The sequence below is a fragment of the Protofrankia symbiont of Coriaria myrtifolia genome (assembly GCF_900634755.1).
Taxonomy (GTDB): Bacteria; Actinomycetota; Actinomycetes; order Frankiales; family Frankiaceae; genus Protofrankia; species Protofrankia coriariae.
In genome coordinates, this window is record NZ_CAAAFS010000284.1 from 1 (window position 1) to 12,120 (window position 12,120).

At 70.1% G+C, this 12,120-nt stretch carries 11 protein-coding genes and 2 pseudogenes; 3 read left to right on the forward strand and 10 right to left on the reverse strand.

Features of this window, described 5'->3' with window-relative positions:
- Window positions 1–65: 65 nt before the first annotated feature.
- Window positions 66–1,355 carry an IS256 family transposase gene (locus tag CM1CMNOD_RS15720; RefSeq protein ID WP_013871703.1) on the reverse strand — a complete coding sequence of 430 codons (1,290 nt, stop codon included), beginning with the start codon at window positions 1,353–1,355 and terminating at the stop codon, window positions 66–68.
- A 173-nt stretch (window positions 1,356–1,528) separates the two neighbouring features.
- A pseudogene (locus CM1CMNOD_RS24120) lies at window positions 1,529–1,627 on the reverse strand (zinc transporter permease); the annotation flags it as partial.
- A gap of 462 nt (window positions 1,628–2,089) precedes the next feature.
- Between CM1CMNOD_RS24120 and CM1CMNOD_RS15730 the strand changes: the two are divergent.
- Window positions 2,090–2,482, forward strand: a complete 393-nt coding sequence (locus CM1CMNOD_RS15730; RefSeq protein ID WP_043606861.1) for an SCO5389 family protein — start codon at window positions 2,090–2,092, stop codon at window positions 2,480–2,482.
- A gap of 182 nt (window positions 2,483–2,664) precedes the next feature.
- Here the strand turns inward: CM1CMNOD_RS15730 and CM1CMNOD_RS15735 are convergent, their stop codons facing one another.
- The 5 genes and pseudogenes from CM1CMNOD_RS15735 to CM1CMNOD_RS23245 all read right to left on the reverse strand — a co-directional run.
- Window positions 2,665–3,780, reverse strand: coding sequence for a CobW family GTP-binding protein (locus CM1CMNOD_RS15735; protein ID WP_165001449.1), 1,116 nt, complete (start codon window positions 3,778–3,780; stop codon window positions 2,665–2,667).
- Window positions 3,781–3,898: 118 nt separating this feature from the next.
- Window positions 3,899–5,017, reverse strand: coding sequence for a WD40 repeat domain-containing protein (locus CM1CMNOD_RS15740; RefSeq protein ID WP_013874586.1), 1,119 nt, complete (start codon window positions 5,015–5,017; stop codon window positions 3,899–3,901).
- Window positions 5,014–6,030 (reverse strand): CobW family GTP-binding protein, encoded by a 1,017-nt coding sequence (locus tag CM1CMNOD_RS15745; RefSeq protein WP_013874587.1) that lies wholly within the window; start codon window positions 6,028–6,030, stop codon window positions 5,014–5,016. The genes CM1CMNOD_RS15740 and CM1CMNOD_RS15745 overlap by 4 nt, the downstream gene beginning before the upstream one ends.
- Complete coding sequence (locus tag CM1CMNOD_RS15750; RefSeq protein ID WP_013874588.1) at window positions 6,020–6,307, reverse strand: hypothetical protein; 288 nt, start codon at window positions 6,305–6,307, stop codon at window positions 6,020–6,022. Before CM1CMNOD_RS15750 ends, CM1CMNOD_RS15745 begins: the two co-directional genes overlap by 11 nt.
- A gap of 183 nt (window positions 6,308–6,490) precedes the next feature.
- Window positions 6,491–6,963: pseudogene (locus CM1CMNOD_RS23245) on the reverse strand (DDE-type integrase/transposase/recombinase); the annotation flags it as partial.
- A gap of 435 nt (window positions 6,964–7,398) precedes the next feature.
- On the opposite strand from CM1CMNOD_RS23245, the gene CM1CMNOD_RS15755 reads away from it, so the two are divergent.
- On the forward strand, window positions 7,399–7,587 hold the full coding sequence (locus tag CM1CMNOD_RS15755; protein ID WP_131791458.1) for a hypothetical protein: 189 nt from the start codon (window positions 7,399–7,401) through the stop codon (window positions 7,585–7,587).
- Complete coding sequence (locus tag CM1CMNOD_RS15760) at window positions 7,584–7,925, forward strand: type II toxin-antitoxin system PemK/MazF family toxin (RefSeq protein ID WP_013874590.1); 342 nt, start codon at window positions 7,584–7,586, stop codon at window positions 7,923–7,925. The genes CM1CMNOD_RS15755 and CM1CMNOD_RS15760 overlap by 4 nt, the downstream gene beginning before the upstream one ends.
- A gap of 16 nt (window positions 7,926–7,941) precedes the next feature.
- Here the strand turns inward: CM1CMNOD_RS15760 and CM1CMNOD_RS15765 are convergent, their stop codons facing one another.
- From CM1CMNOD_RS15765 to CM1CMNOD_RS15775, 3 genes are all read right to left on the reverse strand, one after another.
- Window positions 7,942–9,111 (reverse strand): LLM class flavin-dependent oxidoreductase, encoded by a 1,170-nt coding sequence (locus CM1CMNOD_RS15765; RefSeq protein ID WP_013874591.1) that lies wholly within the window; start codon window positions 9,109–9,111, stop codon window positions 7,942–7,944.
- Window positions 9,112–9,178: 67 nt separating this feature from the next.
- Window positions 9,179–10,432, reverse strand: coding sequence for an SfnB family sulfur acquisition oxidoreductase (locus CM1CMNOD_RS15770; protein WP_013874592.1), 1,254 nt, complete (start codon window positions 10,430–10,432; stop codon window positions 9,179–9,181).
- A gap of 231 nt (window positions 10,433–10,663) precedes the next feature.
- Window positions 10,664–11,908, reverse strand: coding sequence for an acyl-CoA dehydrogenase family protein (locus CM1CMNOD_RS15775; protein WP_013874593.1), 1,245 nt, complete (start codon window positions 11,906–11,908; stop codon window positions 10,664–10,666).
- Between the last annotated feature and the right edge of the window lie 212 nt (window positions 11,909–12,120).

Sequence of the window (12,120 nt, forward strand, 5' to 3'; positions counted from 1 at the left end):
AGTGTCAAGTTAACGGTGTAGCGGGTGATGTTGGTGCTACGTGTGGACCACTGCGGTGAGCTGGTCTACTTCCGGCCGGCGGACAGGCGTCCGTCGAAGGCCAGATCGAACGCGTTGAGGGGTGCTTTCCAGCGGATCATCCATTTGGCTCGGCCGCGGCCGGTGGGGTCGAGGCTGGTCAGGGTGAGGTAGAGGTGTTTGAGCGCGGCCTGTTCGTTCGGGAAGTGGCCGCGGGCCTTCACCGAGCGGCGGAACCGGGCGTTGAGGCTCTCGATCGCGTTGGTCGTGCAGATCACGGTCCGGATCTCGGCGTCGAACCGGAGGAACGGGACGAACTCGGCCCAGGCGTTCTCCCAGAGCCGGATGATCGCGGGGTACTTCTTCTCCCAGGTCGCGGCGAAGTCGGTGAATCGGTCGAGGGCGGCCGCCTCGGTCGGGGCGGTGTAGACGGGCTTGAGGTCCTTCGCGAGCGCGGGCCAGTCCTTCTTGCTGGCATACCGGAACGAATTGCGCAGAAGGTGCACGATGCAGGTCTGGACGATGGTGACGGGCCAGACCTGGGCGACGGCGTCGGGCAGACCGGTCAGCCCGTCGCAGACGAGGATGAGCACGTCGGTGACGCCGCGGTTCTTCAGCTCGGTGAGGACCTGCTGCCAGTGCTTGGCGCCTTCACCGCCGGTGCCGGCCCACAGTCCGAGCACGTCGCGTTCGCCGTCGGCGGTGACCCCGATCGCGACGTAGACCGGCCGGTTCGCGACCTGCCCGTCACGGATCTTCACCACGATCGCGTCGATGAACACGACGGCGTAGACCGGGTCGAGCGGCCGGTTACGCCACTCTTCCATGCCGGCGATCACACTGTCGGTGATGGTGGAGATGGTCTGCCGGGACACCTCGGTGCCGTAGACCTCGGCCAGATGCGCCTGGACCTCGCCGGTGGTCAGCCCCTTGGCGACCAGCGAGACGACGAGTTCCTCGACCCCGCCGAGGCGACGCTGCCGCTTCGCGACGAGCTGCGGGGTGAACGAACCGTCGCGGTCACGGGGCACATCGACCGCGACCGGGCCGATCTCGGTGACCACGGTCTTGGTCCGGGTGCCGTTACGGGAGTTCCCGCCGTTGCGGCCGGCCGGGTCACCCGGCTCGTAACCGAGATGCGCCGTCATCTCGGCGGCCAGGGCCTTCTCCAGGACCATCTTCGTCAGCCCGGCGAGCATCCCACCGGGCCCGGTCAGCGACAGCCCCTCGACGCGGGCCCGCTCGATGAGGCTCTCGGCGAGCGCCTCGTCAACCATCACCGGCGGGGCCGGTGCGGGGCCGGTATCGGCCGGTGTGTCCTCGATCGTGTCGGTCATCTGGTGCCTCCTCTACCTGCGCGTATGCACAGAGTGTCACAGGTGAGTTACACCGTTTTTCTTACACTCCCTGCGATCGACCTGTTCGGACTCTGCACCGGATGTCAACCGGATCGGTGATCCGGGAGTGTCCCTCGAACGGGACAGACCCGGTGATCCGTGGGGCGGTCGGGTCAGTGTTCGTCCCAGTGCCCGTCGTGGTCGGCATGGCGATGGTTGTCATGGATGTAGTCGATGTGGTCGTGGTGGGGGACGGCGACGTGACCGCAGCCATAGGTGTGCGGATGTTCTGAGGTGCTGTGGTGGGCCGGGTGACTGGTGGTGGTCACGGGCGTTCTCCTTGGAGTGTGCGATCGCGTCGCGCACGATGTGCGCCACGCGATCGCCGGTGAGCCGGTAGACGATCTCCCGACCGCGACGCGTCGAGGCTCCAGTCCCGCGCCACTCAGGATCCGCAGGTGCAGGAGATGCTGGCCTCGAGGGCGTTGAGCGGTGCATGCACGCGACACAACCCGTCGGCGAGGCGGGTGATCAGGCGAGGCATACCGACGTGCGAGTGCCCTCAGCAGCATGCTCGCCCCTCCGACGCGCGTCGCTAAGCGTCTGATCACATGAAAACGGTAGGGCCTCTTTCCCTCTCGCGCCATGTGAACATGTCGCTCCAATTAGTATTGACAACGGTTGTCAAATTGGAGAGTGTTGATGTTCCAAGTACCTGCGTCAGGAGGTCACTGATCTCCTTGACCGTGTCCCCGGATCTGCTCGCTCAGGCCGAAGCCGGCCATGTCGACCAGGAGGCGTTTCTCGCGTGTGTGCGGGACTCGCTTCCGTACGCCTACAGCCTGGTGGAGCGGCTCGCCGGTGAGCTGCCCACCGCCGAGCGGGACTTCTCCGACAACCTGGTTCCGCCGGCGGACAACGTGGCGCAGGGGCAGTTGCTGCGGGCGATGGCGAGCACCTCGATCCGGGAGGCGTTGGAACGGCGTTTCGGGGTGGCGTTGGCGTTCCAGAACTGCCACCGGCTGGCCGCGTTCCGCCCGCAGGCGGTCGGCGGTGAGCAGTACCGCCGATTTATCTCCGCGGAGAGCCAGGTCCTCAACCAGCAGCCGGAGTTCGTCAACTGCTGACGAACCGTCAGGGTGCCCGGCTGTGTCGCGTGACCGGCTCGGCCGGGCGTCGGTTCGGTCGGGATATCGCCACAGCAAGGGATGGTTACTCCGCCGGCTCCGGTTCTCGGTGCGGCGGCCTCTGGCCAAGCCGCATGTCGGGAAGGCCGGAGAGCGGGCTCCGGTCATCCTTGTCCTCCTGGCTATCCGTTCAGGTCCGGTAGCCAGGCCGGGAAGGGGTCCGGTAGCTCGCGCCAGCCGTCCTCGCCGAGAGCGAGCTCGACGTCGGTGAGCAGGCATGAACGGAAGACTCCGGCGAGGACCGCCGGGTCGGCGTGCAGACCGATCAGGGCCAGTTCCTGAACGCGGTAGCCGTAGTAGGAATCCCAGCCAGGACAAGCGGCGCTGTGGTCTGCGGGTGCGGCGTCGACGGCGGGCCAGTAGCCGTCGGGAGCGAGCGTGAGTCCCCGCCCGGCGTGGTCCCACGCCATCCTCTGGTCGGGTCGGCTGGCGAGCCACAGCCAACCCCGGGAACGCACCACGCCGGCGACCAGGCCGTCCAGGCAGTCATGCAGCCGCTGCGGGTGCAACGGCCGACGGGCAGCGAGCACCGTGGCGGTGATCCCGACCTCGCTGGCCGGCAGGTCGTCCGCGGTACGTGCGCATAGCATCCGCAACCAGCCCGCGTGCCGGTGCGAGCCGATCTCGTCGTATCCCGCGCCGCCGTCCGGGCCGGCGGAGGCGAGGATATCGCTGGCCGGTGTGGCTCGGCCGACGACGGTCACCGGTCGGGCCGCCGGGTTCAGCCGCCGCACCAGCGTGTCGAGCTGCAGCATGTCGCAGACATCAATCTCGTCGGTGGCGGCGAGAACGACGACGTCGGCACGTTCGACCTGGTCGACGAGGGCCGCTGGCACCATCCGACCGAGACGGGGAACGGCGAGGCCTCGGTCAGCGAAGGAGTCACATCCGTCCAGGTCCTCGAACGCGGTCGTCGCGTCGACCAACGCCACCGACGACACCACACTGAGCGCGGGACAGCCGGCCAGGCCCGGTATCAGGTCCAAGGGAACGTATCCCGGTGGTGCCACCACGACGGCCGCGGCGTGTCCATCGGCCGCGAGGTCCGCTACCGAGGCAGCGATGTCCCGGGCGACGACGTCGACGAGACTCACGTCCTGGGCGGGTACCGAGGATCTGTACGGCGGTCCGTCACCCACGTCGAGCGATCGGACGACGACCCCTCCCACCGGGTGGGACGGGCACCGGTAGGAGACCACGGGGACGGGGCGAACCCCACCGCCTGCGGGGGTCGCCACCACCCCGACGTCACCCCCGGCAGTACACACCAACGTCACAGACAGTGGGATCGGCTGGCGCATGGTGGGTTCTCCGGAAGCGGGCTGGCGGGGCTCGGGAACCGGCCGGCCAGGCCGGTCAGCTGCTGCGTCTCGTACCGGTGCCGGGCGGACTGTCCGACGGACGGACCGCGCTCAGCCGGCCGCCCTGGGTGCCCGCCACGACAAGCGCCGCGTCGGCGGTCCAGGTGACCGAGCTGACAGGCGCCCCCAGATCGACCTCGAACTGCGGGCGCCGGGAACTACCGCTGCCCCGCCAACCGGCCAGGCGGCCATCCCTGCCACCACTGGCGAGCAGCGGCGGGGCGGCCGCGCGCTGGCCAGTCCGGCCGGCCGCCGAGCCCGGTGGGACCGGAGCGTAGGCGAGCGCGACGACGAGTCCGGAGTGCGTGCGTAGCGAGGCCGGGCGCTGCCCGGCCGGGCCCTTGCCCCCGAGGTTCCACACGGTGACTTCCTCGCCGCCGCCGGCGGCGAGCCGTTGGGAGTCCGGGGCGAAGGCGATAGCGGTGACCTTGGCGGGGTAGCCGCTCATCTCGTAGTCCTCGCCGGACCACAGCCGCCACAGGTGGATCGAGGCGTCCTGATTACCGGAGGCGGCCCAGCGTGCGTTCGGCGCGACGGCGATGGTGAGCAGCGAACCCTTCCAGTCGAAGGTGCGTACCGGTTCAGTGCGGTCGGGTCCGGGTTCGTACCAGCGGATGCCGCCGTAGCAGGCGACGGCGAGCCGGTGGCCGGCCCAGGTGAGCGCGGTGACGGTGCTGGGCTGGCCGGGCCAGCGGGTGACGATGGTCCCGTCGGGCCGCAGCAGCAGAACCTCGCGACCTCTGCCGGCGGCGAGGTACTGCCCGTCGGGGGACCAGGCCAGTGCGTGCACCCAACCCTGGCCCATGACGGCGTCGTGCCGACCGACCGTCAGGTCGCCGATGACGACGGTCCCATCGGCTCCGCCGACCGCGAGGCGGCGCCCATCCGGCGACCACGCCGCCGCCAGAGCCCCGAGTTCGTGGTGCGGCATCTCGGTCACGACAACCCCGTCATCCGCGTCGATGACGACGGTGCGCCCGGACAGGGACGCGGCGGCGACCAGCGGCCCGCGCGGTGCGGCGGTGACGGTGCTCACCGCGTCGTCGAGGTCGATCGACCAGACGGGTTCGGCCGGTTTCCGCCCGGAGGCGAGCAGGTTGGCGGTGCGGCTCACCGTGCGCTCGCGAGACAGCGGCGTAGGCCGGTTTCGAGGGCGGCGCGGTCGAGGTGGCGTCCGATGAAGACCAGCCGGCTGACCCGGGCCGCGTTGCCCCAGGGCTGGCCGTCGGTGCCTTCGAAGAGCATGTGGACGCCCTGGAAGACGTACCGGTTCTGCTGGCCGGCGACGGCGAGTACCCCCTTGGACCGGAAGATGTCGGCGCCCTTGGTCGACAGCAGCTCGCCGAGCCAGTCGTTGAGCTTTGGTATGGACAGGTCTCCGACCAGTTCGATGCCGACGCTGGACACGGTCAGGTCGTGTTGATGCTCACCCTCGGTGAGGAACGCGGGGTCGACGTCGAGTGCACGCTCGAGGTCGAACGCGCCAACGTCGAGGACCTTGCCGAGGTCGATCTTGGCGTACTGGGCGGGCAGGATCTCCGCAACCTTGTTGATCGCCCGGATCCGGACGATCACCTCGTCGAGCTCCGCCTCGTCAACGAGGTCGGTCTTGTTCAGCACGATCCGGTCGGCGAACGCGATCTGCTCGACCGCCTCGTTCTCCACGCCCTCGGGCTTGGCGTCGTCGAGGTGGCGGGCCAGGTGCCGGGCGTCCACGAGCGTGAGAATGGCGTCCAGCCGGAGCTGGCCGGCGATCTCGTCGTCGACGAAGAAGGTCTGCGCGACCGGGGCCGGGTCGGCCAACCCGGTGGTCTCGATGAGGATGTGGTCGAACCTCTCCCGGCGGCGCATCAGCGTGCCAAGGACGCGGATCAGGTCCCCGCGCACGGTGCAGCAGATGCAGCCGTTGTTCATCTCGAAGATCTCTTCTTCAGCGTCGACGACCAGAGCGTCGTCGATACCGATTTCACCGAATTCGTTTTCGATCACGGCGATGCGCTTGCCGTGTTCTTCGGTGAGGATTCGGTTGAGCAGCGTGGTCTTGCCGCTGCCGAGGAAGCCGGTGAGCACGGTCACCGGGACCTTGGTGGCCTGGTCGGCCGACTGCGAGGTGGCGTCAGTGGGCATGCGTTTCTCCGGAGAGGTGGAAGGCGCGGCGCACGTCGGACTCGGTGAGGCGCGCCGCGGGACCGGGCAGGGTAACCGAGCGTCGGCCGGCTGCTGGCAGCGCGGCCAGGACAGTCTCGACGGGCGGACAGCCCGGCTCCGCGCACGCCAGCTGGGCGACGAGTACGGTCGCCTCCTCGTCGAGGTCCAGCGCGGAGCGGATCCAGCCGCGCAGCTTCTCGGCGATGTCCGGATCGACCGCGGACGGCCGTGCTCCACCGGGACTGAGCAGGCTCATCCGGCGGTCACGGTGGGCGCGACGGGAACGCGACGATGCATGGTGCCACTTTGATGAAAACGAAAACGATTGTCAATATATGAAGATTGTTTCCTGGGCGTGGAGGGCGATCGGCGGGGCTGCTGATGCGTTCCGGGGAGGCAGAGCATGCCCGGGCCCGTCCGGCCCGGTGGTCAGATTGCGGGCGAGTTCGGAGAAGACTCTGACAGGCGCCAGCGAGGGGTCGGCCTCGACGCCGAGCTCGTAGCGGCCCCGGTGGATGGTCTGACCAGGGTGTGCCCCATGCTGATGGTCTGGACGGACCGGGGCAGTTTCAGGCCGCGCATCTCGGTGCCTAGCTGTCGGCTGGCCGTGGTTCGACTCGATCCGGTTGTTCTCCCGCCAGGCGTCAACGTAGCAGACCTTCGGCAGCGGGCTCGTCGAGGACCCTCGGGCAGGCGGCTGCCTTGGCGGCGGTCACTTCCACCGGCCGGCGGCCGAGTGACAGCGCTCGGCTGAAGTACTGCGTGCGGCGGTCAGGTCACACCGTTCGCTGGCGGGGACGTGTGCTGGTCAACCGCCCGGTACGGGCAGACCCAGCGGCTGGACACTTTCGCGTATGTCTCATCCACAAACCGACTGTCCCAGGGCCGAGCCGCTGCGGAGTTCACAGACTCGGGGAACGCCCATCGCAGCCGGGGTCTTCCCTGCGCCACCAGCCAGCGGTGCGAGCCGCCGCCCCCACGGGACCTCCTCGTACCCCAGCCTCTGCAGTACACGCAGCAGTTGCCGAGGCTTCATCGTGGGGAACGGATTGGACACAGGGCGTGATTCTCCCACTATGCCATCAGATGGACGCCAAGCGGGCCGTCGTGGCCGGACGTCACCGGCTAGCACAGGCGCCCTTGACAGGTAAGCAGCGAAGGAGAGACCGACTACGAGACGCGGATGTCGGATAGCCACCAGCGCTGGTCTGCCGTTGAACGGCATGACGAGAACACCTACCGAACGGCATACTTATCGGTATGACACTGACAACGATCAAGGTGGATGTGACGGTTCGCGACCGACTCGCATCCCTTGCGCACGATCGCGGGACCACGATGGGGCGGATGCTCGCTGAGATCGCCGACCGGCTCGAGCGGGAGTCCTTCTTCGCGCGGGCCCGCACTCAGCTTGAGGAGCTGCGTGCCAGCGACCCGCAGGCGTGGGAACGCGACCGCGCCGAGTCGAGGGCCTGGCAGCGCGGTACCGACCGGGACGCGCTCGCGTTCGACGACACGCCCGACTGGTGGGAATGACGAGGATTCGCACCGGCGAGGTCTGGCTCGCGCTCCTCGATCCGGTGGTCGGCCACGAGCAGGGCGGCCGGCGTCCCGTCGTGGTTGTCTCCGCCGACGGCCTGCACAGCCTGCCCATCGACATGGCGATCGTCGTTCCGCTCACCGGGCAGGATCGCGGCCTGGTCACCCAGCCACGCATCACCGGCCCGGCAACCGGCCTGCGCAAGCCGAGCTTCGCCCGCCCCGAGGACACCAGGGCGATCGACACCGCCAGGCTCGAACGCCACCTGGGAACCGTGGACGACACCACCCTCACCGCGATCCGCAAGGTGCTGCGCTACTTCCTCGACCTCTGACGCACAGTATGCGGATTCAGTGGGCGGCGGCGGGGAGGAAGGGGCGGTTGCCGGTGTCGTGGGCGCCGGTGACGGTGACGAGGCCCCGGCGGGCGAGCTGCGGCAGGACGCCCTCACCGAACCAGTACAACTCCTCCAGATGCGGGTAGCCGGAGAACACGAACTCGTCGATGCCGAGCGCGGCGTACTCGGCGATCCGGGCGGCGACCTCGATGTGGCTGCCCACCAGGGCGGTGCCGGCCCCGCCGCGGACGAGGCCGACGCCCGCCCACAGGTTCGGGGCGATCTCAAGCGCCCGCGGGTCACGCCAGCTCCCGTCGACACGGCCGCGTTCGTGCAGAGCCCGCATCCGCGCCTGCCCGGTGGACTCGCTGCGGGCGAGGCCAGCCTGCGCGGCGGCCACGACATCGTCGCCGAGCGCGTCGAGGAGGTGGCCGGCCTGCCGCCAGGCGTCGTCGGCGCGGTCGCGGGTGATGACGTGCAGCCGGATCCCGAACCGGATGTCGCGGCCCCGGGCGGCCGCGAGACCCCGAATCCAGGCGATCTTGTCCGTCACCGCGTCCAACGGTTCGCCCCAGATCAGGTAGACGTCGGCGTGCGCGGCCGCGACCGGGCCGGCCGTGGCCGACGACCCGCCGAAGTACAGCGGCGGGACGGGGTCGGGCAGCGTCGGCAGACGCGCAGCTTCGACCTGGAGGTGGGTGCCACGGTGGGTGACCGTCTCCCCCGCCCACAGCCGGCGCACGACCGAGAGGAACTCGTCGCAGCGGGCGTAACGGGCTGTTTTGTCGAGATGGTCGCCGTAGGCGCGCTGTTCGTCCGCCTCACCCCCGGTGACCACGTTGAGCAGCAGCCTGCCGGGTGCGTGGATGCCGAACGTCGCGGCCATCTGCGCGGCCAGGGCCGGGCTGATCAGGCCGGGACGGAACGCGACGAGAAAGGCGAGCCGTTCGGATTCGCGGGCCAGCATCGCGGTGGTCAGCCAGGCGTCCTCGCACCACGCCCCGGTCGGCGTCAGGGCGCCGGCGAAGCCGAACTCCTCGGCGGCACGCGCGATCGAGGACAGGTAGCCGATCGAAGAACGACGATCACCGGACGCGGTGCCGGCGGGCAGGCCGTGCCCCCCGCCGACGATGAACCGCGAGTCGCCATAGGTGGGCAGGAACCAGTGCAGCCGCAGGGCCATGCGGGAAACGCCTCCATGATCGCCGGATACCGTGTGTCGTCCGAGCTGTCCGTTCAGATCTGCCCGTTCAGATCTGCCCGTGTCGTGGTGGGGGTGCGCCCGAAAGCAGCCAGCGTCCGATGTGCTGGACCTTCCAGCGGACGGGGTCGTGCAGGGTGTGGGTACGCCCGTCCCGCCAGTGGCGCGACAGGTTCAGCGGGCCGGCGGCCGAGCGGGTGCCGCCGAGCTCGAACAGCTCGTCCGCCGCCCGTACCGCCGCCCGGGCAGCGGTGACCTTGGCGACGGCGGTGGCCACCGACGCCCGCGCCGTGCTGGCCTCGGTCGGGTCGCGTTCGGCCGCGTCGATAGCTGCCGCGGCCTCGCGCAGCAGGGCCTCGGCCGCCCGGACCGCTATTTCCAGCTCGCCGGCCTGCTGGACGAGCAGCGGGTCGTCGGCGGCCCGCTGCTCGTCGCTTTCGAACCACGGCCGGGCCCTGGCCACCTGGCCGACGGCGGCGTCCAGCGCGCCGCGGGCGATGCCGGCGTCCAGCGCGGCGTGCAGGACCTGAGCCCGAGCACCATAGGTGGTGGGGCCATCGAAGATCGACGAGAAGTCGACCACCTGGTCGGCGGTGACCGGGACGTCGTCCAGCCGCACGGTGCCGCTGGCGGTGGTGCGCTGGCCCATGCCGTCCCAGTCGTCCTCGACGCTCACTCCGGGCGAGTCCCGGCGGATGTAGGCGAGCGCCCTGGGGACGGCCCCGCCGGGGCGCGGCGGGGTGTCGGGCAGCACGGCGCGGACGACCAGCCAGTGCGCGAACAGCGCGCCGGTGCAGTAGTACTTCTCGCCGCGCAGGACGTAACCGCCCCCGGGTCGGCGCCGCAGGGTGGTGGCGTCGTCCGCGATGGTCCGGCTGCCGCGTTCGGACTGCGCGTTGGCGAAACGCCGGCCGGCGAGCGCCTCGCCGAAGTAGAACGCCTGCTGCTCGTCGCCGCCCCGCCGGCGCAGGGCATCGAGGAAGACGAAATGGCTGTGCGGGATCTGGGCCAGGCTCGCGTCGGCGACCGCGAGCACGCGGAACACCTCCGTCAGCGTCGCCACGGAGACGTCGGCGCCGCCGAAACGCGCCGGGACGGTGATGCCGAGCAGCCCTGACGCGGACAGCTCGTCGACCTCGGCCATGGGCAGCCGCCGGTGGCGATCCCGGGCGTCGGCGTGCACCGCGAAGCCGGCCGCCGCCTTCCGCGCGATCTCCAGCGCCTCGGCGTCCGAACGCACGACAGCGGCGGCGGCAGCAACGGAGGACGGGCGGGCCCCGGCATCGGACGGTCGATCGGTCACCACGGCACTCCAGATGACGGACGTCCAGCCGCCCCGGCCGCTGGCCGCAACAGGTGGACACGACAGATGAGCACGGCGGATGGCGGACGTCTGGACGGCCGGCGTCCGCTGTTCCTGGTCAGAGGATCTCCGAATCAGGGGATTCCGGGCCAGGGATTCCAGTCTGCGTGGCGGTACGAGTCTGTGCGGCGGTACGAAAAAAATGATCGCACCACCGCACGGACTCGCCGGTCAGCGATAGAGCGAGAAGGCGGGGGCACGGCGGTTGAGCACCCAGTCCCCGACCTCGCGTGCCTTGTAGGCCACCGGGTCGTGCACGGTGTGGGTCCGCAGGTTGCGCCAGTGCCGGTCGAACCCGTAGGCGTTGGTGGTCGCCCGGGCGCCCTGGATCTCGAACAGCCGGCTCGCCGCCGCCAGCGACACCTTGGTGGTGAGGTACTTCGCCTCGTAGATGGCGACCGCGGCCTCGGCCCGCTGCCGCTCGGTCAGCGACGGGCCGATGTCGAGAGCCGCCTGCAGGGCCGCGCCGGCACGGTCGGCCAGCAGCCCGGCGGCTGAGATCTCGCTCCGCAGCTCGCCGACGGTCTGCAGAATGTAGGCGTCGTCGGTCGCCCGTTCGACGCCGGAGGTCTCCCACGGCGCGGCGTGCAGACGCGTCCAGTCCAGGGCCTCCTCGAGCGCGCCCTCGGCGGTCCCGATGTAGAAGTTGACGAAGGCGAGCTGCCAGTGCGGGGTCACCAGTGTCTGGTACGGCGACGGTACGCGACCGGTGATCGGGTCGTCGCCGAGGATCTCGGAGCGAGAGATCCGGGCGTTGTCGAAGACGACCCCGCCGGAGTCGGTGAGCCGCTGGCCGATGTTGTCCCAGTCCTCCAGCGCCCGGAACCCCTCGCGGCCGGCGGGCAGGGAGACGAACACCAGCTCGCCGTCGTAGGTGGCGGTGACCGACAGGTGGTCACCGAGGCTGGCACCGGAGGCGAACGACCGGCGGCCGTTCAGCCGGAAGCCGTCTCTGTCCCGGGTGAGGACGAGGTCGGAGCCGCCACGCGGGTTCTGCACACCGCCCCAGAACAGCTTGCCCTCGGCGTTGCGGCGGGACTGCTCGTCGGCCTGCCGCGGCGTGCCGAACAGGGGCGCGACGCGGGTCTGCGCGTAGTGGTAGCCGATCAGGTGGGCGATGGAGGTGTCACCGCGGGCGATACGGCGGGTGATCGCGGCTGCCTGCGCGTAGTTGAGGCCGGAGCCGCCGTAGGCGACGGGCTCCTGGACCTGGAGCAGGTCGTGGCCGCGCAGCAGCTCGACCTCCGCGCGGGGCGTCCTGTTGGCGCGGTCGCGCTCGGCGGCGGTCGCGCGCAGTTCGGCGGCGACCAGGTCGGCGCGCTCCAGCGCCGCCGCGAACCGCGCGGCGTTGTCGGGATCCGCGGTGGCGGTCGTGGTGACGATGCTGTCCAGCCGGTTGTCGGCGTCAAGGGACACGCTGAGCTCCTTGTCGGATGGAACGCGGAACGTGAGGGCGTAAGAGGCGTGGGACGTTGGATGCGCGGGCCGCGGACGGGCCGGAGTACTGACCCAGAGGATCCGAGAAGACCAGAGATCCGAGAAGAAAGGCCCCGACGGGTCACCGACACAGCGCGCTGCACGTCCGGACGAAGTCGACGTGCCGCCGTCTGACCAGGCGCATGTCCGCC